At 68.9% G+C, this 21,098-nt stretch carries 18 protein-coding genes; 9 read left to right on the plus strand and 9 right to left on the minus strand.

Translation table 11 applies throughout. The features are described from left to right. Positions 1–10: 10 nt before the first annotated feature. Positions 11–2,035 carry a neutral/alkaline ceramidase gene (locus ACLJPD_RS20390; protein ID WP_410874151.1) on the minus strand — a complete coding sequence of 675 codons (2,025 nt, stop codon included), beginning with the start codon at positions 2,033–2,035 and terminating at the stop codon, positions 11–13. On the opposite strand from ACLJPD_RS20390, the gene ACLJPD_RS20395 reads away from it, so the two are divergent. Beyond that, positions 1,996–2,781, plus strand: coding sequence for a TetR/AcrR family transcriptional regulator (locus tag ACLJPD_RS20395; RefSeq protein WP_410874152.1), 786 nt, complete (start codon positions 1,996–1,998; stop codon positions 2,779–2,781). The two genes, ACLJPD_RS20390 and ACLJPD_RS20395, sit on opposite strands and share 40 nt — an antisense overlap. Positions 2,782–2,797: 16 nt before the next feature. Here the strand turns inward: ACLJPD_RS20395 and ACLJPD_RS20400 are convergent, their stop codons facing one another. Beyond that, the gene (locus tag ACLJPD_RS20400) at positions 2,798–5,890 is read right to left on the minus strand and encodes a sacsin N-terminal ATP-binding-like domain-containing protein (RefSeq protein ID WP_410874154.1); all 3,093 of its coding nucleotides are present in this window, start codon (positions 5,888–5,890) and stop codon (positions 2,798–2,800) included. A gap of 44 nt (positions 5,891–5,934) precedes the next feature. Further along, positions 5,935–7,020 (minus strand): DUF3027 domain-containing protein, encoded by a 1,086-nt coding sequence (locus ACLJPD_RS20405; RefSeq protein WP_410874156.1) that lies wholly within the window; start codon positions 7,018–7,020, stop codon positions 5,935–5,937. 8 nt (positions 7,021–7,028) lie between these two features. On the opposite strand from ACLJPD_RS20405, the gene ACLJPD_RS20410 reads away from it, so the two are divergent. From ACLJPD_RS20410 to ACLJPD_RS20420, 3 genes are all read left to right on the plus strand, one after another. Beyond that, positions 7,029–7,805: a glutaminyl-peptide cyclotransferase gene (locus tag ACLJPD_RS20410; protein WP_410874157.1), complete on the plus strand. Its 777-nt coding sequence runs from the start codon at positions 7,029–7,031 to the stop codon at positions 7,803–7,805. Positions 7,806–7,939: 134 nt separating this feature from the next. Continuing rightward, positions 7,940–9,769: an MFS transporter gene (locus ACLJPD_RS20415; RefSeq protein ID WP_410874159.1), complete on the plus strand. Its 1,830-nt coding sequence runs from the start codon at positions 7,940–7,942 to the stop codon at positions 9,767–9,769. Next, positions 9,766–10,296: a DUF2771 domain-containing protein gene (locus tag ACLJPD_RS20420; protein ID WP_410874161.1), complete on the plus strand. Its 531-nt coding sequence runs from the start codon at positions 9,766–9,768 to the stop codon at positions 10,294–10,296. The genes ACLJPD_RS20415 and ACLJPD_RS20420 overlap by 4 nt, the downstream gene beginning before the upstream one ends. Positions 10,297–10,348: 52 nt before the next feature. Here the strand turns inward: ACLJPD_RS20420 and ACLJPD_RS20425 are convergent, their stop codons facing one another. Next, positions 10,349–10,774, minus strand: coding sequence for a cold-shock protein (locus ACLJPD_RS20425; protein ID WP_410874538.1), 426 nt, complete (start codon positions 10,772–10,774; stop codon positions 10,349–10,351). A 162-nt stretch (positions 10,775–10,936) separates the two neighbouring features. Here ACLJPD_RS20425 and ACLJPD_RS20430 point away from each other — a divergent pair, with 162 nt between their 5' ends. Both ACLJPD_RS20430 and ACLJPD_RS20435 read left to right on the plus strand, forming a co-directional pair. Further along, positions 10,937–11,173: a hypothetical protein gene (locus tag ACLJPD_RS20430; RefSeq protein ID WP_410874163.1), complete on the plus strand. Its 237-nt coding sequence runs from the start codon at positions 10,937–10,939 to the stop codon at positions 11,171–11,173. A gap of 373 nt (positions 11,174–11,546) precedes the next feature. Then, positions 11,547–12,155, plus strand: a complete 609-nt coding sequence (locus ACLJPD_RS20435) for a transglycosylase family protein (RefSeq protein ID WP_410874165.1) — start codon at positions 11,547–11,549, stop codon at positions 12,153–12,155. Positions 12,156–12,224: 69 nt separating this feature from the next. Here ACLJPD_RS20435 and ACLJPD_RS20440 read toward each other — a convergent pair whose 3' ends face one another. Then, a complete protein-coding gene (locus ACLJPD_RS20440) occupies positions 12,225–12,416 on the minus strand; it encodes a hypothetical protein (protein ID WP_410874167.1) in 192 nt (63 codons plus the stop codon). Positions 12,417–12,456: 40 nt separating this feature from the next. Here ACLJPD_RS20440 and ACLJPD_RS20445 point away from each other — a divergent pair, with 40 nt between their 5' ends. Next, on the plus strand, positions 12,457–14,748 hold the full coding sequence (locus ACLJPD_RS20445) for a helicase-associated domain-containing protein (protein WP_410874169.1): 2,292 nt from the start codon (positions 12,457–12,459) through the stop codon (positions 14,746–14,748). A gap of 8 nt (positions 14,749–14,756) precedes the next feature. On the opposite strand, the gene ACLJPD_RS20450 is transcribed toward ACLJPD_RS20445, so the two are convergent. Further along, complete coding sequence (locus ACLJPD_RS20450) at positions 14,757–15,269, minus strand: hypothetical protein (protein WP_410874171.1); 513 nt, start codon at positions 15,267–15,269, stop codon at positions 14,757–14,759. 98 nt (positions 15,270–15,367) lie between these two features. Here ACLJPD_RS20450 and ACLJPD_RS20455 point away from each other — a divergent pair, with 98 nt between their 5' ends. Then, on the plus strand, positions 15,368–16,198 hold the full coding sequence (locus ACLJPD_RS20455) for a hypothetical protein (RefSeq protein WP_410874173.1): 831 nt from the start codon (positions 15,368–15,370) through the stop codon (positions 16,196–16,198). Here ACLJPD_RS20455 and ACLJPD_RS20460 read toward each other — a convergent pair. The 3 genes from ACLJPD_RS20460 to ACLJPD_RS20470 all read right to left on the minus strand — a co-directional run bounded on the left by ACLJPD_RS20460 (position 16,195) and on the right by ACLJPD_RS20470 (position 20,155). Beyond that, positions 16,195–17,586, minus strand: coding sequence for a M1 family metallopeptidase (locus ACLJPD_RS20460; protein ID WP_410874175.1), 1,392 nt, complete (start codon positions 17,584–17,586; stop codon positions 16,195–16,197). The genes ACLJPD_RS20455 and ACLJPD_RS20460 overlap by 4 nt on opposite strands. Positions 17,587–17,721: 135 nt before the next feature. Further along, entirely contained in the window at positions 17,722–18,387 is a 666-nt protein-coding gene (locus ACLJPD_RS20465) for a DUF3239 domain-containing protein (protein WP_410874177.1), read from the minus strand. 100 nt (positions 18,388–18,487) lie between these two features. Next, positions 18,488–20,155, minus strand: coding sequence for a DNA repair helicase XPB (locus ACLJPD_RS20470; protein WP_410874179.1), 1,668 nt, complete (start codon positions 20,153–20,155; stop codon positions 18,488–18,490). 281 nt (positions 20,156–20,436) lie between these two features. Between ACLJPD_RS20470 and ACLJPD_RS20475 the strand changes: the two genes are divergently transcribed. Further along, positions 20,437–21,081, plus strand: coding sequence for a LysE family translocator (locus tag ACLJPD_RS20475; RefSeq protein WP_410874181.1), 645 nt, complete (start codon positions 20,437–20,439; stop codon positions 21,079–21,081). Positions 21,082–21,098: the final 17 nt, after the last annotated feature.

Here is a 21,098-nt window from a genome sequence, read left to right on the forward strand (position 1 = left end):
CCCGCGCCGATCAGGCCACCGCGAATTCGTCGCTGGTCCCGGTGACCGGGCGCAACGTGCCGTCGGTGCCGAGTGCGTCGGCGTAGTGCACGAAGCGGTGCACCCCGGGTTCGGCGCTCGCGGGGATGTCCCAGGTGAAGCGGGCGATCGAGACCGCGGTGCCTTCTTTGCGCCAGTGGAAGCGGACGTCCCATTCGCCTTCGTTGGCCACGCGCGCCCAACCCGCCGCGGTCTTTCGCTGCACGTGCAGGAAGGTGTCGCCGCGGCGCGGGTTGTGTTTCGGGTGGGCCGAGACGAATTCGACGGCCGCCTGTTCGCCACGTCGACACGATGACGGCTGGATCAAGACGTCACCGAAACCACGCCCCGGTGGGGTCGCGTCGGGGCCCGGCGTGCTCGCGAAGTTCGGTTGCAACGCGGAGACATCGCGCGGTGCCGGACCACGGCCGACTTCCTGCCCTGCGGCGAATGCCTGTGCCAGCCTGCTGAATTCCTGCACATACCCGCACAGCGTGTAGCGACCGAACAGGGTCGACGCGCCCTCGTACTGCTGCGCGTCGTATTCCTCAGGCGTGGTGACGTATTCGTGGTAGCTGTTCGTATAACCCTGCAGCAGCACCTGTTCCAGCTCGACGCCGAGTACCGCCGCCACCGCGCGTCGCACCCGAAGACCCGCGACGATCGTGAACTCCGCGCCCGCGGCGGCCAGATACAGGTCACCGATGCGAATCAGCTGGATCGGCAACACATTCGGCACCCACGGCACCGGTGGCATCAGCCCGAGCGGAGCGAAGATCGCCTTGGGGGCCTGCGCGTCGGCCAGCCAGGCGGGGTGCGGGTGGTCGATGCCGCCGAGGAAGTCGATCATCGGATTGCGCACGCCTTCGGGGATCGGTCCGCCGGGCAGGCCGGGACCGTCCTCGACGCTGCCCGCCGCCAGGGAAACGCCCGCCGCGGCCGGTGAGGTGCGTCGCGGTGCGCCGTCGGGGGTGAAGCGGCCGTCGATCGTCAGGTCGGCGAGATCGATGTAGCAGAGCATCGAGGCGACGGCGGCCGACTGCGTAGCGCCTTGGGCCGCAGCCGCTTTCGCGGCGGCGTGCTGGCGTTCGCCGAGGATCCTGGTGTTGTCGAATTCGTCGGTGGTCGGCCCGTTGCCGGGGGTGAGGTTGAGATTGGGCGACATGTCGCCGGCGTTGGTCTGCGCGAAGGCGGCGATGAAGTCGGCGCCGTCGAGGTGGCGGACGCCGTGTTCGAGGTGTTCGGCGGCGTAGCTGGCGTAACCCTTGTTGTCGGAGCTGATCAGGCGGTTCGCATTGGTCATCGAGGTGTTGTGGGTGGCGAACCAGGTGAGCGCACCGACCTGGCGGCCGTTTCTGGCGAACGTCAACGTGGTCACCGCGGGGTCGATCGCGTCGGGGAAAGCAGCGCGATCGGCGGCCGGATTGCGATCGAAGGCCACGCGCGAGCGGTTCACGCTGGCGTCGTGCAATCGCGCGCGGCCCAGTGTGATGGCACCCGGCGCGACATCCGCGTCGGCGGCGACGATCGCCTCGACGATTCCGTCGACCTCGGCGTCGAATACCTGTCGTTGAAATCCCAGCGTCGCCAGCGTGTAGGCGTAATCGTGCGCGGAACCACCACAACCGGCGTGGGTGTGGGTGGAGGTGAGCACCACATTTCGTTCGGTGTACCGGTCACCGAATCGGCGGGCGAGTGCGAACAGCACCGCGCCGTGCACCGAACCGAACACCGCGCCGTTCTCGACCGCGACGAACGCGATCCGGTTTTCCCCCGCACCGATCACGAACGCGCGAGCGCGCGGGCGTAGGTGAATTCCCGCCGTGGTCTGTTCGAGTTGGGAGTAACCCATCATCCCGCATTCCGCGGCCGGGCCGGTGAGATCGGCGATGCCGAGCCCGAATTCGAATCCACCCGGATTCGCTTGGGCGACCGGCATTCCCAGATTCGAGAGGACGGGCAACGCGGTGGCACTCAGTGCCGAGGCGGCGAGCACAGTGCGGCGGGACAGGGACATCGGGCGACTCCTTCGCAACTTTCCATTCCGGAGACAACCACATCAACTGGTCAAATGTCCAGGATTTTCTGGCGGACCGGCGAATTGACTGTTCGTGGTGTGAGCGCTTAACTCGCACAGTGTCCTCCCGATTGAGCGTCGAAGAACGACGAGCCCACCTGATCGAGGCAGCGATCGGTCTCGCCGAGAAAAAGGGCGTTGCGGGCGTGACCACGCGTGATGTCGCCCAAGCAGCGGGCGTCTCGCTAGGCGTGGTGCATTACTGTTTCGAAAACAAGGACGCGCTGATGACCGAGCTGGTCAAAGCGCTCTCGATGGAATTGCGTGATTCCGTCGATGCCGATGAAACGGTATGGGAAGACGCCGGAACAGGAAAAGAAGCACTTCAGAAATTGGTGCGCCGCGGTTTGGAACTGATGTGGCGCAACATCGAAGCCACTCCCGAACGGCAGTTGCTCACCTACGAGACCACCACCTACGCGCTGCGCGAGGGGGAGTCGACGCCGGCCAAACTGGCGATCGCCCGCGAGCAGTACGGGTTCAACGACAGCACCATCGCCGATGTGATCAACCAATGCGGCGAGGCGACCGAAACGCGGTGGAATACACCGGTGACGACGCTGAGCCGGTTCATGCTCAATGTGATCGACGGGATCGTGCTGCGGTGGTTGGTCGATGACGACAGCGAGTCGGTGCAGGTTCAGCTCGACCTGCTCTCCGAGATGATCAGCGCGCACGCGGAATAGCCCGCAGCACGCCGAGCTAGCCGCGTGGCGCCTGTACGTGGGTGACGTCGCCCTCGCACCACCACGGGACGTGGACGGTGCCCGAGATCGCGCCACGCAGCTGCACCTCGAGGGTTTCGTGCAGGACGAGTTCGCCGACGGTGTCGTGCGGCGACCACAGTTGGCGCAGCACCACACCCAAAGGTTCCGCGTCCCAGGTGCTTCGGCGGCCGGTGCCGATCACCTCGGCGCTGACCTGTTCCGAGACCAGCGGTAGGTCAAGCAGGGTGGCCAGCGCTTCGGCGTGTTCGGTGTCGCCGACGATGAGACGTTGCGGCGGGACTACCAGACCGAAGCAGGGCTGGTCGAGGACCATGGCGGTGCTCGCGTCGATGACCTCGCCCGACAGGGCCCGGACCTGTTCGGGGAGATCGAGTTCGCGCGGATCCAGCACGCCGGACGCGACCGCGGCGGACAGGCGGGCATTGGTTCGGGCGATGACCTCGGGGGCAGGGGAATTCGATGGATCGGCGAGCGCGTCGAGAAGTTCCTCGGCCAGCGCGGCGGACATGACATCGGGGCGGACGAGGACCGGGCGCAGGGCATCGAGGTCGGTGCCTTCGATGCCGGGCACCGCGAAAGTCGGCAGGAGTCCGGCGAATTCGTTGTCGTCCGGGTGATGGAGGCGGCCGAGTGCGATGCCGTCGATGTGGGCGTGGCGGTGCAGCCACCAGGTGGTGTAGCCGTCACGGTCGGCGAGTAGCGCGCGGGTGCGCGGCTCAGACAGTAGGTGGCGCAGGGCTTGTGGCCAGCGGTCTTCGTCGACCAGGTCGAGGTCGCGGACCGCGGTGAGTTCGCGGGGATCCTCGGAAAGGCTGTTCCACCAGGACTGTTCGTCGTCGAGGTCGTGGTCGGGGCCGGTCGGCTCCGGATCGGTGAGTACCGCGAAACCCCAGCCGACACCGATCGCCCGCAAGGCCCGCTCGCCGTATTCGGCGACGGTGGCCTCGGCGATGGTGGCGAAGGGCGCGTCGGGTGCCAGGACCTCGGCCAGCGGTGCACCGGGCAGCAGCAGTTCGTCGGCGGGGCTCAGTTCGCCTGTGTCGTCGGGTAGTTCGAGCAGGCCGAGCCAGTCGGGCAGCGAGCCAGGCGACGCGAACGGCGCCAGCTGGAGTACGGCGGCGACGGTGTCCGGGTCGGCCGGATCCTGCTCGAGCAGATCGCGCAGGGCGGGATCGGTGAGCAGGTCGTCCGAACTCGCGCTGCGGGCCCCCAGACGGCCAAGGAGCGGGTGCGTGGCGTCCGGGTGAACCAGGCGAGCCCAGTGCACCGGCACGGCGACTGTGAGCTGATCATCGAGCACCACGGTGCGCGGCCCGGTGACCAACCGCCCGTCGGCCAGCGGCACCGCGAGCGCGCCCAGCTCCTCGGCGGTCCTTGTGTCGACGACGAACGGTTCCAAGGCGGTGTAAAACCGTCGCCACCAGCGTGGTTCGCGCTGCAACCCGCTCGACAGGTCGGCCAGCGACGCAGGTCCGAGCCGATGGACATCGAGGACCGCCAGCTTGTCCTGACCGGCTCGACCGGACAGTTCCGGAATCACCAACGGGCCGGTGATCTCGGCCAGGATCTCAGCCGATTCCGGTGTGAGATCGGGGATGACGCTCGCACGCGTCGGAGTGCTGCACGGCGTGTCCGCGCCGGCCTGCCCCCACGGCTCGTCAGACGCGAAGGGATCGCCGCCCAGTGTGGATTCGCCCGGGCCGAACGAGGTCGTGCCGTGGGGACCGAAGCTGTCGATCTGGTCGGAATCCTCGGATGCGAAGAGCGCCGCGAGATCTGGCAGGTCGGGATTTTCGGGCGAGGATGGCGTGACGAGGTCCGACGGGTCGACCGTGGTGTCACGCGTCGCGCACACCGGGAGCCACGGGTTGGTGCGAAGTTCGGTGATGAGGGCTTCGCGCAGGATCGCGTCCGCTTCGCTGCGGGCGAAGCCGGGTGTGGGGACCAGGACGAGGCGATCCCGAGGCGGGAGTGCGCGGGCGAAATCCGCGTAGCCCGCGGCTGATTCGGTGATCCGGGCGCCGGGGAGGAGGCGGCGGCGGTCGGGTTGCATGGGGACGTCGGCGATCAGGATCGCGGGGAGGGAGAGTTCCTCGTCGGATCGAGTGGGCGCGCGCAGGACGTCCGGGGCGGTCGCGACCGGGCGACCCTGACGGAGTGGGAGTAGCCAGCGAGCCCTGGGGGTGCGGTACTGCCACCACGCTCGGCGTGTGCCGGACGGGAGGGTGATCGTCAGCTTGGAGAGGGTGCCGGGCTCGTCAGCGCCGACGTCGACGGCAGGAGCAGTGGCGTTCGCGGCAGCAGCAGCGGCGCTCGGGGCAGCAGCGGCGGCGCTCGGGGCAGCGGCAGCGGCAGCGGCAGCAGCGGCGTCGGCGTCGGTGGTGGCGTCGGCGTCGGTGGTGGCGTCGGCGTCGGTGGTGGTGGTGAGAATGGTTACCGCGCTGGTGAATTCGTCTGCTTCGATTCGGATGCGCTGTAGGGCCGGTAGTTCGAGGAGGAGGTCGGGGGCCTCGGCTCGCATGGCGGCGAGGAGGGCTTCGGGGTCGATGTCGTCGCGCAGGTGGACGACGATTTCGGTATCGGTGCCCGCGAGCGGGGTGGTCGGGACCGGCCAGACGAGTCTCAGGACCGGGGGTGCGACGCTCACGAGGTCATCGGGGATGCCGATGCCGTTCTCGTGCAAGGCGTTCAGCGTCGCCGTGCGGGAGAAGCGGAGGGAGCCGGTGGTCGAACGGACCTCGATCTCGTCGCCGACCGAACGCACCGCGGTGAAGCCGACACCGAAGCGGCCGACCTCGGTGGTGTCGACCTTTCCGGAGGCACGCAGTGCCGTCAGCGCGTGCACACCGGAAACGCTGAGTGGCGCACCGGTGTTCGCGACGTGCAGCCGCCCGTCGAGCACCCGCACGATCAGCTCACCCGCGACACCGGCCTTGGCCGCCGCGTCGGCCGCGTTCTGCGCGAGCTCGGTGAGCAGCCGATCCCGGTAGCCCGCGGCCACCAGATCCGCCTCACTGGCACTGTCCTCGCGCAGCCGCGTCGGCGAATCCCGCCACGCCGCAAGCACTCCGGCCCGCAGCTCGGCGGTGCCGAACGGGTCCCCCGCTCCGTTCAGCGCGACACCGACGATCCGTGCTCGTTCAGATCAGCAGATCCCACCGCTTCGCCGGACTCCGCGCCACCCGAAGTGGCCTCGGCGTCAATCTCGGCGGGAACCTCGGTGTCAGAAGCGATTTCGGCGGTGACGACCTCTTCGGCCGACTCGGGCAGCGCGCCCTCGGCGAGCGCCGCACGCTCCGCGTCTACCGCAGCGACCGCTGCTGCCTCGGCGGTTTCCTGCTGGTCGCCGGCACGCTCCGCGGCGGCCTCGCCGACCTCGGTCAACGAGTCCGCGGGGCTCTGCTCAGTCGCGGCCTCGTTGATCGCGGCTTCGACAGCCGGGCGGACGATCTCGACGAAATCGACCGCGTGGTCGTCGAAGGCCTCGTACAGCGGTGATCCGTTGCCGCTGGGGGCGACCACGTCGGAGTGGGCGCCGCAGCCGTATTCGATGTGGACGACGTGGCCGTCGGCGCCCATCGCGTTGCCGCAGACGCCGAAGGATTCGCGCAGCGCGCCGGCCAGTGGCAGGTAGAAGCCGCACATGCCGCAGGTGGCGGGGGCGGCCTTGGCCATCTCGGTGTCGGGGCCGTACTCGGTGAACCAGCGCTGGGCGGCGTCGGCGCGGCCTTCCACGCTGAGTACCTGGACGCGGCCGAGGCCGACCTCGCGGGCCACCTCGTCGATCACCGGGTCGCCGGTGGCGACGTAGCCGGGGACCAGGCGTGGGTCGTCGGCCGAGGTGGCGATCAGGTCGCCGGGGCCGAGGTCGCCGGGGCGGACACGCTGATCCCACGGGACGAAAGCGGGGGCGATCAGTGCGTCGAGGGCAGGCAGCAACGCCGACTCGCTGACCGTCGCGTGGTCGGCCCCGGGGGGCGCGGCGACCACGACGGCCCACTGCCAGCCGCGGTAGCCGGGCAGGGTCGCCTCGAACCGGTGGGTGGCCGCGGTGTCGTCCTCGGCGCTCACCCCCAGATGGACTCCTACCCCGTCGGGTTCCAACGCGACGAGCGCACGACGTGCGACCTCGGCCGCGTCGGCCAGAACGGGACGCACGCCGGACTCCGAAACAGATACTGCGCTCACGGCATACATTTTGCCGTATGAAGTGCAATCGCAGTTCGTTGGCCGTCGTAGTGCTGGTCAGTGTGCTCGGCGTGGGGGCTTGTAGCGGACCTGAGGAGCCCGGTCCGCCACGGTGGCGAGTCGAGGTGATCGGCTCGTCACCGCACGATCCGCAGGCCTTCACCCAGGGCCTGGAAGTGGTCGACGGCGTCCGCTACGAGAGCACCGGAATGTGGGGCGTGTCGACCGCGCGAGCCGCCGACCAGCGCACGGGCACCGAAACGGCCCGCGTCGCCCTGCCCGGGCGGGTGTTCGGCGAGGGCATGACCAAGGCGGGCGCGATCGTCTGGCAGCTGACCTGGCAGGACGGCTTCGCCATCGCCCGCGACCCGGTGACCCTCGCCGAAACCGGTCGAGCCGACTATCAGGGCGAGGGCTGGGGTCTGTGCGCACAGCCACACCGGCTGGTGATGAGCGACGGCACCGACACCCTCACCTTCCGCGACCCGGTGACGTTCGCGCGGACCGGCTCGGTGACCCTGTCCGGCTTCCGCGACCCGAAGCCGAACGAACTCGATTGCGCCGAGGACGGCACGGTGTACGCCAACAATTACCCGTCGGACGAAATACTCCACATTGATCCACAGGACGGCCGGGTGCTGGCCGTCATCGAGGCGGGCGGCCTGCTCACCCCCGCCGAACAGAAGGGCGCCGAGGTGCTCAACGGCATCGCGCAGCTGCCCGGCACCGACCGGTTCCTGCTGACCGGAAAGTACTGGCCGCGCATTTTCGAAGTGCGCTTCGTCGAGAAATAGATGAACCTTCGTCTTCGCCGCGGTCGTGCGCGGCGGAAAATTTGCCAGGCAAACAGTGTGTGCCGCCACGCTGTGGCCGACATTGCTACGGCGCGAGTGAACACGCACAGCCCGAGTGCGACAGAATTGGACCTGTGACTACGCCCCGCGAACCATCCGGTCCCGACCGTGGTCGCCGGGACGGTACTGCCGCCGACCCGCACCCCGGCTACGGGCAGTACCCGCCGCGCGCACCGCGCAAGGTCTTCCCCCGGCCCGAACGGCCGCTGCCCGCCGAGCCGCCGACGGTCCGGTCCAAGAGCCTGTTCCGCCGCAACCGCCCCGTCGACCCGGGCGCCCCGACCACCCCCGTCCCGAACGGCGGCCCCACCGGGCGCATCCCGGACGAGCCCTCGAAGAGTCGACAGGTTCCGCCGTTCGACGAGCGGTCCCGTCCCGTCCCGGGCGAGGACCGGGCTCGACCGGACGACGTCGGCCCGGACGGCACCCGCCCCTTCCCTCGCGACGAGGGCATCGACGATCCGATCAACCAGCGCGTCCCCCGCAAACTCACCGTCACCCGCGTGGCCGCCATGCGCAGCCGTGAACTCACCGAACGCGGCATCGCCACCTTCCAGCGGGCCGCCAAGGCCGACGGCGCCGACCAGTCCGGCCTGACCGCGCTCACCTACGCCACGATGGCGAACTTCGCGCTCGACGCCGCGATCGCCGTCGCCCTGGCCAACACCCTGTTCTTCGCCAGCGCCACCGCCGAGTCCAAAACCAAGGTGGCCCTGTACCTGCTGATCACCATCGCCCCGTTCGCGCTGATCGCGCCGCTGATCGGCCCGCTGCTGGACCGGCTGCAACGCGGTCGCAGGCTGGCTCTGGCGACGACGTTCGGTCTCCGCGCGGGTTTCGCACTGCTGTTGATCTTCAACATCGACACCTGGGGTCTGTATCCGCTGGCCCTGTGCATGATGGTCGGTTCGAAATCCTTCGCGGTACTCAAGAGCGCGGTGACCCCGCGCGTGCTGCCACCGGATATCGACCTGGTTCGCACCAACTCCCGGCTGACCGTCTTCGGCCTGGTCGGCGGCACCATCGGCGCGGGCGCACTCGCCGCGCTCGCCGCCCTGATCGCCGGTTCCACCGGCGCGCTGATCTTCGCCACCGGCATCGCCGTCGCGGGCGTGTTCCTCAGCTTGCGCATTCCGCGCTGGGTCGAGGTCACCGAGGGCGAGGTCCCCGCGACGCTCACCTATCACGGCCCGGACGCGCACACCGAGGTCATCCACCGCGGCCAGGAATCCTCGGTGCCACCGCGGAAACGTCGTCAGCCATTGGGCCGAGCCGTGGTCACCGGCCTGTGGGGCAACAGTTCGATCCGCGTGCTCACCGGCTTCCTCACCTTCTACATCGCCTTCGTCGCCAAGGGCTCTGGCGGCAGTCCCACCGAACAGGCGGCGATGCTCGGCCTGGTCGGCGCGGCGGCGGCTGTCGGTAACTTCAGCGGCAACGCGACCGGCGCCCGGCTGCAATTGGGCAGGCCGTCGCCGGTGGTGCTCGGCTGCACCGGCGCGTGCGCGGTGGTCGCGCTGTTCGCGGCGTTCACCGGGAATCTGTTCGGCGCCGCCGTGGCCGCGCTGGTGGCCTCGGCGGCCAGCGCACTCGCGAAGGTGTCCCTCGACGCCGCCATCCAGGACGACCTCCCGCCGGAGTCGATCGCGTCCGGCTTCGGCCGCTCGGAGACCGTGCTGCAACTGAGCTGGGTCATCGGCGGGGCGGCCGGTGTGCTGATGCCGACCGAGTACTGGAAGGGTTTCGCTGTGATCAGCGTGATCCTGCTGGCCGGACTGCTCCAGACGTTCGTCAGCTACACCGGACACTCGCTGCTGCCGGGGCTGGGCGGCAATCGCCCCCAGCACGTCGAGCAGGAAGTGCCGAGCACCCATCCGAGAGGGACAGGAGACCCCACCTGGTGAGCAAACTCAACGCTCGAACGATCATCGCGCTGGTCGCGGCCGGATTGTTCGCCGTCGCCGCGGTGACCGCGGGGCTGGTCGCCTTCGCTGTCTCGAAGGCGCCCGCGCACAGTCCGCAGCTCACCGCCTACGCCAACGGCACGACCATCACCGTCGACCCGTTCATGTACTGCACGGTGCGGATGCAGGAATGCCAGTACGGCGAGACCGCGCCGTTGGAAGTACCGGCCGGGGCGCCCGTGCAGCTCTCGCTGCCCGCCGAGGTCTCCGAGTCACCCTGGCTCATCCAGCTGATCTACCAGCGGCCCAGCGGCGAACAGCTGGACCGGGTGCTCAGCTTCGCCGACTACCCGGACCGCGCCAGGGCCCTCACCATCGAGTCGAAGCCGGAGCCGGACCTGCGCCTGATCGGCATCGAAGTGCAGCTCCCGATCCTGGCTCGTGACGTCGCCACCGGCCAGGAGAGCTACATCCCGCACGCCGCGTGGTCGATCGTCACACCCGAGCCCGAGCCTCGCGAGTCCTGAGACGAGACCGGCCCCGAACGAATAGTCGTTCGGGGCCGGTTCCGCGAAAACCTCAGTGATCCAGTTCGCGAGCCACGGCCCGCACAACCTCGGAAATACGCTGGGACATCTTGCGATCCGGGTACTTGCCCCGCCGCAGGTCCGGCTGCACGGTGCTTTCCAGCAGCGTGATCATGTCCTCGACCAGGCCGTGCAGTTCGTCGGGTGTCTTGCGCGGCCCGGCGTCCTTGCGCGCGGGCGCCTGCCCACGGTCCCGATCACGAACGACGGTCGGCGGTGCCTCGAGCACCGTCACACTCAGCGCCTGCGGCCCACGACGGCCGGCCGCCATACCGAATTCGACGCGTTGTCCGGGCTTGAGCCCCTCGACGCCGTCGGGCAGCGCGGACGAGCGCACATAGACATCCTCGCCCTCGTCTTGAGACAGGAAGCCGAAGCCCTTCTCGACGTCGTACCACTTCACCCGGCCGGTCGGCACTGCGCTCACCCGTTCATCATTCGGCACCCGAGCCCTTGTGGCCCGCGTTACACAATCTTGCTAGTCGCGAAAAGAACGCGCCCCCCAACAAGGCGGGACGCGATGCGGTGCGAGTCTACCCCGGTGGCTATTACGCGAGCACATCAGTTTTACGGTTCACCGGTGACGAACTCACCCGAGCCGGCCTCGACCGGTCCGCGACGCTCCGGCGATCGCCTGCTGCACGTGGCCCTTGCCCTCTTCGGGATCGGACTCCTGGCGGTGATCGGGATCTTCGTGACACCGATCGTGTCCGACGGCGAACCGGGGCTGTGGCTGTACGGACTGGCGATGCTCGCGCCGGTCGGCTTCCTGCTCGCGCTGATCTTCGCGCTGTGGTCGGGCCGACGCGCACGTTGATGCGTCAACCGATTCCCCCGGAAACTTCATCCACCTAAACCTGTGATCCTCGTCACATAACGGCATGGTCACGAAGTGAGCGCACAGCCGTAGCGCACATTCGCCACGGCAACTACCTGCGCGGACGCATCAGGGATCACCCTGAGACGACCCCGAGACCACCCGGGACCCGCCGGTTACCAAATAGTGACATTCGACGCTGACCGTCGTACCGTTTCTCTCAGCCGGGGCAAGTCCCCGGAACCACCGGCCCGCCGCATCGAACCTCACCCCGCGGGTACCGGACCCCGATTCAAAACACGGGGTGAGGGCGGACCGGGAGACCTCTCAGTCCGGGCCACATGCAGGTGCGAACGAGAGGAAGAAACCCGATATGAGTGGACGCCACCGCAAACCGACTTCCACCGGGCGCGCCGCGGCCAAGGTCGCCGTCACCGGCGCGATCTTCGGCACCGCAGCCGCAGCCCTCGCAGGAAACGCCAGCGCTGCCCCCGACTCCGACTGGGATCGCCTCGCACAGTGTGAAGCCGGCGGCAACTGGGGCATCAACACCGGCAACGGCTACCAGGGTGGGCTGCAGTTCTCGCCCTCCACCTGGACCGCGCACGGTGGTGGCGAGTACGCCGCTTCCGCCAACCAGGCCTCCCGCGAACAGCAGATCGTGGTCGCCGAAAAGGTTCTCGCTTCCCAGGGTTGGGGCGCTTGGCCCTCGTGCTCGTCCAAGCTGGGACTGAGCAGTGGACCGTCCGAGCGTGTCGCCCCGTCGGCCCCGAGCTGGGCCCCGCAGGTCAACGTCCCGCAGGTGCACGATCCGAGCGCCGAAGTGTTCTCGGCCGTCGACCGCGCCCTCACCGTCGTGCAGCAGCAGGGCATCGCCGTGCCGCAGCAGGCTCTCGACTTCGTCAACTCCGCCAAGGGCGCTCCGCTTGACCCGGCCGTGATCGACTTCTTCCAGGCGAACAAGGGCCTGCTGCCCTCCTGATTCGTCTCCCCGGAACACAACAAGAGCCCGCATCCTCGAGGATGCGGGCTCTTGTCTTTCTCGTCCGAATTACACCCGGTTGATGGTGGTCTGGGGGTGTAGGTACGGCAGCGTTGCGGCCGGGACGGGAAACTCGGTGTCCTCACCGAAAGGCGAGAGATTACCGGCGCGGGCCGCCGACAGTTCGGTCACGGCGTGCTCGCCGTCGGCCACTTCGGGCCAGCCGTTGTCGACATAGGGTTTCTTCGATTTGTTCACCACCGGCTCATTCTGACATAACCGGCCACGTAGTCTCGATCGCGTGATCGCGACAGACTCTCTCGCCGACTGGCTCGGTGCGCGCACCGATGCCCAGCTGGTGAAATTGCTGCAGTTGCGGCCCGACCTGGCGGTGCCGCTGCCCGCGTCGATGTCGGTGCTCGCGGTGCGTGCCCAGCAGCGCGCGTCGGTGTTGCGTGCCGCCGACGACCTCGACACGCTCGAGTTCGCGATCATCGAGGCGCTCACGACCAACGAGGACGCCCGCACGATCGGCGCCGACCTCACGCCGCTGACCCGAACCACCCTGCACGCGCAGCTCAAAGATCGCGTCACCAAGACCGCGTTCACCACCGCGCTGACGCGACTGCTCGACCGCGCCCTCGTCTGGCAGGTCGGCGACGACCTCGACCTGACGCCCAGTGCCGCCGAGGCCCTCCCCTGGCCGCTCGGCGCGACGACAGCGCTGCCCGACGCCCTCACCGAGCCCGAGGTCACCACCGCGCTGGCCACGGCCAGCCCGCCCGAACGCGCGCTGCTGGACAAACTCGCCACCACCGGCCCCCGCGGTCGCACCAGGGACGCCGCGCCCGGCACCGACCCCGACCGCCCGGTGCCGCGTCTGCTCGCCGCCCGGCTGTTGCACTGGATCGACGACGAGACGGTGGAATTGCCCGTCACGGTCGGCCAGGTGTTACGCGGCGAGCCCGTCACCGACCCGCACGCCCTCGCCCCGCCCAAACCCGCACTCGCGAAGAACGCCGCCACCGAGGTGAATGCCGTCGGCGCGGGCGAAGTCGGCGAACTGCTGCGCGACGCGGGCGATCTGATCGACGCACTCGGCGCCATGCCCGCCCCCGCCCTGCGCGCGGGCGGCCTCGGCGTGCGCGAGCTACGCAGGCTGGCCAAGCAGACCGGCATCGACGAGCAGCGCACCGGCCTGCTGCTCGAATTGCTTGCCGCCGCGAAACTCGTCGAAAAGGGCCTGCCGGAGCCAACGCCTGATCTCGACTCCACCGACGACTTCTGGGCGCCGACGCCCGCCGCCGACGCCTGGCTCGACGCCCCGCCCTCGACCCGCTGGGTCACGCTCGCGCAGGCGTGGCTGGAGCTGGACCGGATGCCGTGGATGATCGGTTTTCGCGATGCCGCCGACAAGCCGATCGCGGCACTGTCGGCGGAGCTGCGCGTGCCCCACGCGGTGCGCGACCGCGCGTCGATCCTCGGCCTGCTCGCCGAATACCCGACCGGAACCGCGCTCACTCCCGGCGACATCGGCAAACTGCTGGCCTGGCGAATGCCGCGCCGCCGCAGACACTTTCGACTCGAAGCCGTCACCGCCACGCTCGCCGAAGCGGCGGTCGTCGGCCTGCTCGGCCGCGGCGCGCTCGACTCCGCCGCCAGGGCCCTGCTGCACGGTTCCATCGCCGACGCCGAATCGGAAATGGCCGCGGCACTACCGAAACCGGTCGACCACGTGCTGGTCCAAGCCGACCTGACCGTGATCGCCCCCGGCCCACTGATCCCCGAACTGCGCGGCAAGATCGCCCTGGTCGCCAACGTCGAATCAGCGGGCGCCGCGACGGTGTACCGAGTCAGCGACGCCACGGTCCGGCGCGCACTGGACGCCGGCCTCACCGCCGCCGAACTGCACGCCCTGTTCGCCACCCACTCCCGCACCCCCGTGCCGCAGTCGCTGACCTACCTCATCGACGACGTGGCCCGCCGCCACGGCCAACTTCGCGTCGGCATGGCCCAGTCGTTCCTCCGCAGCGACGACCCCGCGCTGCTGGCGCAAGTCCTGGCCGCCCCCGTGGCCGAAACCCTGGCCCTACGCGCCATCGCCCCCACCGTGGCGATCGCCCTGGCCCCACTGGCCGAAATGCTCGACCAGCTCCGCAAGGCGGGCTTCGCCCCCGCAGGCGAGGATTCCGGCGGCACGATCGTCGATCTGCGCCCTCGCGGCGCGCGAATTTCGGTCCGCCCCCTCGCCCGCAGGCCCTACCGCCCCACGCCCCCGAACGACGACCAGCTCGCCCAACTGGTCACCGAACTCCGCGCGGGCGAACGGGCCGCGGGTGCGCGCACCGGCCGCTCGGTCCGCACCGACGGCTCCCGCACCGGTACCGCGGCCACCCTCGCACTACTCCAGTTGGCAGCGAGGGTCGGCCGTCCGGTGAACATCGGCTATGTAGACGCCCAGGGCGTCGCCACCCAGCGGGTGGTGGAACCCCTGCGCGTGGGCAACGGCCAACTGGACGCCGTAGACCCGGTCTCCGGCGCCACTCGCCACTTCACCCTCCACCGAATCGCGTCGGTGGCCCTGCTCGATTAGGGCCTCGATCAGGGCTTTGCCATGCACAACGTCGTCTTCGGATCGGGAACGGTGCGGAACTGCGTCGCGTCGGCTCCGCACAGCAGCTCGTCGGCCTCCCCGTCGATCCGCTTGACCACCTTGAACGAAGCCTCCGGCGCGGTGCAGGCGACAGCCTCCGCGGGCCGCTTCCCGGCATCCGCGTAGCAGCTGCCCTCGGCGAAGTTCGGCGCCAGGCACAGTGTGTTCTTCGCGTCCCCGACAGTGCCGTTGAACACCGCGTTGTCCGCGGCGCAGTCCGCGCCCACCTTCACGATCCGGTAGTTGGACTTCGCCGAGGAGCAGTCGCCCACCGTCGCCTTCATCGCGTCGGCAGCGTTGTCACTGACCTCCACACACGATCCCACCGCGACAGCACCGGCCGACGACGCGTCATCGGACGAGCACGAAACCACCGCACCGACCAGGGCCATCGCGGCCACCGGTCCGAGCACGATCCGCGCCAACAGTCGCTTCTCCGGGAAAATCACTGAAAACCTCACTCACCGAACGGTTCAGGGTGAACACAACCGCCGGTGACGATACCCAAGTGCCCCGCGCCCGCGCTCCCCCATGTCGCAACCTGTCTACCATCACAAAGATGACCCTCGACGACGTCGCAGGCGAGCTGTACTCCCTCGACCCCGGCGACTTCGTGTCCACCCGCGCCGAGCGCGCCGCCCAGGCCCGCGCCGACGGTGATCGGGACCTGGCCAAGGCCGTCACCGCCCTGCGCAAGCCCACGGTCGCCGCCTGGACGGTCAACCTGCTGGCGCGGCACGCGCCGCGCGAGATCGCCGCCCTCCTCGCGCTCGGCGACGCTCTGCGCTCGGCCCAGCGCCAACTCTCCGGCGAGAAGCTGCGCGCCCTGGGCACCCAGCGTCAACAGGTCGTGAACGCGATGACCAAGCGCGCCGCCGAACTGGCCGACGAACACGATCGGCCCGCGAGCGAGCAGGTGCTGCGCGAGGTCGGCCAGACTCTCACCGCGGCGCTGGCCGACCCCGATGTCGCCGACCTGGTCCGCGCGGGCGTCCTGCCGACCACGGTCACCTACGACGGCTTCGGCCCGGCCGGTCTGGTCGCGATCACCGGCGGCAAGGCGACTCCCAAACGTGCGAGCAAACCCGCCCCGAAGGACACGCGAGCCGAGGCCCGACAGGAACTCGACGACGCCGAATCCGGCCTGGCCGCGGCTCGCGCCGACCGCGATGAAGCCGAAGCCGCTGCCGCACAGGCGAAATCGGACCTCGATGCGATCGAGAGCCGGATCGCGGACCTGCGCACCGAACTCGAGCACGCCGAACAGCAACGTCACTTCGCCCACACCGCCGAACATCGAGCGCGCGGCGAGTTCACCGCCGCGCGTAGTCAATTCGATCGAATGCAGCGCTGGGTCGAGCGAGCCGGCGCGCGGCTGAGCGAGGACTAGCGGCGCAGCGTGCCGGGGTAGAGGAACGCGTCACGCGGCGGCCTCGTCCCATCGAGCCATTCGGCCAGGAACTCACCGAGCGGCATCGAGGTCCGGCTCTGCAGGAACGCCCGGAACTCCGGCATCGAGGCGTGACCGTCGCGGTGGGCGTTCACGAAATCTCTGATCGCCGTGAAGAACACGTTCTCACCGAGCAACTTGCGCAGCGCGTGCAGGAACAGTGGCCCGCGGTAGTAGACGGAGGTGAACTCGTCGCCGACGCCGGGCGCGGCCAGCGCGATCTTCCAGAACTCGGGCTCCCAGAGGTACTTCGCGACCGTTTCGCGGTACTCGGTGTCCACATCGGCGTTGTCGATCCGCTCCGGCCACAGATAATCGGCGGTGTAGCTGGCGAAACACTCGTTGAGACAGATGTCGGACCACTGACGCACCGACATCGTGTCGCCCCACCACTGGTGGGCCAGCTCGTGCACCACGGTGTTGAGATCGGCCCACGGCGCGTAGATCGGGCGGGTCTGGGTCTCCAGCGAGAACGGCAGCTCCGTATCCACATAGATCCCGCCTGCCACATCGAACGGGTAGGGGCCGTAAAGATTTTCGAGGAAGTCGAGGATTTCGGGCAGTCGCTGCTCGTCTGCGCGGTTGTCCTCGGATTCCGGCGCGAACGCGCTCAGCACCGCGGTCCCGTTCGCGCGCCGCTGTTCGAGGAAGGTGAAGTGATCCACCGCGAGCGTGGTCAGGTAGCCGATCGTGGGCTGACGGGTTTCCCAGGTGGTGTGCAGGCGCCCGTCGCGCAGCACGTGCTCGGTGCGATCGCCGGTCGACATGACTTCCCAGTCCGCGGGCACCGTGGCGTGCAGCGTGAACGTCGCCTTGTCCACCGGGGTGTCGTTGAGCGGGTACCAGGTGCTCGCGCTGTGTGGCTGGCCGACGGCGAACGCTCCGCCGCTGGGTGCATGGGTCCAGCCTTCGCCCACGGTGTCGGCGGCCTCGCCCGCGTAGTCGACGATGACCCGCATCGGCAGGCCGGGTGGCAGGGGTAACAGGGGTGTGACCACCAGCTCGTGCTCGTCGTCGCGCGTGAACCCCGCGGGCTGGCCGTTGACCGTCACCATCAGCACCTCGGGCCCGCTGTAGTCGAGATTGAACTGCGCCAGCGGTTGGGTCACGCGGCCATCGATGCGGGCGGTGCCGCGCAAGTAGTGATCCACCGGCTCGTAGTCGATCGACACGTCGTAGTGGGTGACGTCGTAGCCACCGTTTCCGTCGAGCGGATAGTACGGATCACCCAGCCCCGGGGCCCCGATCAACGTCGAATCCGCCGCTACCGGACGCACTCCCAGCGCCAGCAGCGCCACCACCACCCAGATCCCGGCCGACCATCGCATGTCGAGGACACCTTTCGCCGACCGGACCGCACAGACTCGACCATCGTCGCAGGCGCACGCCCCGGGCCCTAATAGGCAGGGCGCGTCCGTCCTCGCATACGGCCGGCGCGAAAGTCGAGGTCCGGGCGCTGTGATCTAGCCCAGGTCGGAGGGCAGCTGTTGCGGGTCGAGGAGCAGGCGCTTGGTCGCGGTGCGTTTCACCCGGGCAGCCAGCGCCAGATTCTCCACGAGCAGCTGCCATTCGACGTCGTTGATGGCAGCGCGCGCCCGCTCGATCACCGCGTCGTCGCGGGTGCCCCAGGCGATCGGCATCGCGGTGACCACCTGCCAGCGTTCGCCGACCTGCCGTGGGGCGCGATCGGTGCGCACCGCGATGGCGGGCACCCGTTCACCCGGCTGCGGCGCGTGTCCGGGCAAGGTGCGGACTTTGCGGGTGATCAATGCCCAACTACGCACCGGCGCAGTGGGTTCGGCGATATCGACCAGGGCGAGCAGCACGATCGAGCCCGGCTCGGCATCGCTGACCACAGCGGGGACCAGCACACCGTCGTGGTAGAGCTTTTCGATACTGGATCGGTGCGGCGTCCACAACGCCACCCACAGCGCGATGCCCGCGACCAGCACGCACACCCCCGCGAGCAGAAACCCCCACGCCTGCCCGCTCCACACCAGCGCCACCGTGGCCGCGACGGCGAGGGCAGCGACCAACAGGGCCACCAGCCGCAACCTGCGCAAACCGGTGAACGTCTCGTTCACCGCATGGGCGTGTTCTCGGTCGACCACGAATTCGAAGCGGCGCACGCCTTCCTTCCTAGCACAAGTTGCGGAGGAGTTGCCTCCACTTATCTGCTCAGGGTTTTCACACACCGGACGTTACCCCCCTTTGACCTGGCGAACAGTGCTACACGCCGTCTCCGATGGGCGGCCCGAGCAGGTCGTCGGCATCGACGATGCGGTAGGCATACCCCTGTTCGGCGAGAAAACGCTGCCGGTGCGCGGCGTATTCGGCGTCGAGGGTGTCGCGCGCGACCACCGAATAGAAATGCGCCTGTCCCCCATCCTTTTTCGGGCGCAGCAGTCGGCCGAGGCGCTGGGCCTCTTCCTGGCGGGAACCGAAGGTGCCCGAAACCTGCACCGCCACGGACGCTTCCGGTAGGTCGATGGAGAAGTTGGCGACCTTGCTCACCACCAGGACGGGGATCTCGCCGGAACGGAACGCGTCGAACAGCGCCTCACGTTCCTTGTTCTTGGTGGCACCGGTGATGACCGGGGCGTTCAGGTCGACGCCGAGTTCGTCGAGCTGGTCCAGGTAGGCGCCGATCACCAGGGTCGGGGCGCCTTCATGGCGGGCCAGGATGGACTCGACGACCGGGATCTTGGTACGCGCGGTGGAACAGAGCTTGTAGCGTTCCTCCGGCTCGGCCGTGGCGTAGGCCATCCGCTCGGCATCGGTGAGCGTCACCCGCACCTCGACGCAGTCGGCGGGCGCGATCCAACCCTGTGCCTCGATGTCCTTCCACGGCGCGTCGTAGCGTTTCGGGCCGATCAGCGAGAACACGTCGCCCTCGCGGCCGTCCTCGCGCACCAGCGTGGCGGTGAGGCCGAGCCTGCGGCGCGACTGCAGGTCCGCGGTCATGCGGAAGACCGGCGCGGGCAGCAGGTGCACCTCGTCGTAGATCACCAGGCCCCAGTCGCGGCTGTCGAACAGCTCGAGGTGCTTGTACTCGCCCTTCGTTTTGCGCGTGATGACCTGGTAGGTGGCGATGGTGACCGGGCGGATCTCCTTGCGCTCGCCGGAGTATTCACCGATCTCCTCCTCGGTGAGCGTCGTCCGCGCCAGCAGCTCGCGCCGCCACTGCCTGCCCGCCACGGTATTGGTGACCAGGATCAGGGTGGTGGCCTTGGCCTTGGCCATCGCGGCCGCGCCGACCATCGTCTTGCCCGCACCACACGGCAGCACGACCACACCGGAACCACCCGCCCAGAACGAGTCGGCGGCCATCTGCTGGTAGTCGCGCAGGTGCCATTTGCCCTCGGCGTAATCGAGGCCGATGTCGTGCGCCTCACCGTCGACATAACCGGCCAGATCTTCCGCGGGCCAGCCGATCTTCAACAGCATCTGTTTGATGTGGCCGCGTTCGGAGGGGTGCACGATCACGGTGTCGTCATCGATGCGGGCGCCGAGCATCGGTGCGATCTTCTTGTGCCGCAACACTTCCGCGAGCACCGCACGATCCAGGCTGATCAGGCACAACCCGTGCGTGGGATGTTTCACCAGCTGCAACCGGCCGTAGCGGCCCATGGTGTCGACGATGTCGACGAGCAAGGGCTGCGGCACGGCGTACCGCGAGAAGTTCACCAGCGCGTCGACGACCTGCTCGGCGTCGTGACCCGCCGCGCGGGCGTTCCAGAGCGCCAGCGGCGTGATCCGATAGGTGTGCATGTGCTCGGGCGCACGCTCCAGCTCCGCGAACGGGGCAATGGCCTGCCGCGCGTTGCCTGCCAGCTCGTGGTCGATCTCGAGCAGCAGGGTCTTGTCGCTCTGCACGATCAAAGGACCGTCGGTCACACGTTGCTCCTGTGTTCATGGGCGGCCGGAGCCGCGTCGGTCAGGGCTTGTCACCCGAACGACGCGTAAGACTTCGCCTGTGGGCGGGGACTTGCTGAATGCCCCGATCGGAAGGTCTCCGGTGGGACAGCCTTGTCAATTGTACGGACCGATACCGACATGACCTGGGCGGAGAACACCGAAGCTCCGATGCGCCGTCGCCGCGCGCCGGTCACGGCCGGGGTCCACCGAGTGCTGACTGGACCGCGACAGCACCCTCCTGACCGGGGGAAACTCAGTGCATGCTTCAGACAACGGCGGTTCTCGGGGTTGCGGCGGCGGCGCTCGGCATGGTGCTGACGCCCGGGCCCAACATGATGTATCTGGTCTCGCGCACCGTCGCGCAGGGGCGGCGGGCGGGGATGATCTCGCTGCTGGGGGTCGCGGCGGGGTTCGCGGTCTATCTGACGGCGGCCGCGGCGGGGATCACCGCGCTGTTCGCGGTCGTTCCCGGTCTGTACATGGCGGTGAAGCTGGCGGGGGCGGGGTATCTGCTGTGGCTGGCCTGGCAGGCGGTGCGGCCCGGTGGGGTTTCGGTGTTCGCGCCCGCCGATCTGCCGCATGATCGCGCGCGACGCCTGTTTACCATGGGGTTGGCCACCAACCTGCTCAATCCGAAGATCGCGATCATGTACATGGCGCTGATCCCTCAGTTCGTCGACCCCGATCGCGGTGCGCTCTGGTTGCAGAGCCTGTCGCTGGGCGCCGTCCAGATCACGATCGCCCTCACTGTCAACGCCATGATCGTTCTCGGCGCCGCAGGCCTGGCCGGATTCCTCACCGCCCGCCCGCTGTGGCTGCGCACCCAGCGCTACGTCATGGGCACCGCCCTCGGCGCCATCGCCGTGCTCCTCGCCACCGACAAGGCCCGCCCCACCCCCGCCTGACATCGCTCACCTCCACA

Origin of the sequence: Nocardia sp. A7, from assembly GCF_046549215.1 — a bacterium.
In the GTDB taxonomy this organism is placed as follows: Bacteria; Actinomycetota; Actinomycetes; order Mycobacteriales; family Mycobacteriaceae; genus Nocardia.

Coding starts and splice junctions, on each gene's coding strand:
- ACLJPD_RS20390 (WP_410874151.1), bottom strand. CDS start 2,035: ATGTCCCTGTCCCGCCGCACTGTGCTCGCCGCCTCGGCACTGAGTGCC.
- ACLJPD_RS20405 (WP_410874156.1), bottom strand. CDS start 7,020: ATGTATGCCGTGAGCGCAGTATCTGTTTCGGAGTCCGGCGTGCGTCCC.
- ACLJPD_RS20410 (WP_410874157.1), top strand. CDS start 7,029: ATGAAGTGCAATCGCAGTTCGTTGGCCGTCGTAGTGCTGGTCAGTGTG.
- ACLJPD_RS20435 (WP_410874165.1), top strand. CDS start 11,547: ATGAGTGGACGCCACCGCAAACCGACTTCCACCGGGCGCGCCGCGGCC.
- ACLJPD_RS20455 (WP_410874173.1), top strand. CDS start 15,368: ATGACCCTCGACGACGTCGCAGGCGAGCTGTACTCCCTCGACCCCGGC.
- ACLJPD_RS20460 (WP_410874175.1), bottom strand. CDS start 17,586: ATGCGATGGTCGGCCGGGATCTGGGTGGTGGTGGCGCTGCTGGCGCTG.
- ACLJPD_RS20475 (WP_410874181.1), top strand. CDS start 20,437: ATGCTTCAGACAACGGCGGTTCTCGGGGTTGCGGCGGCGGCGCTCGGC.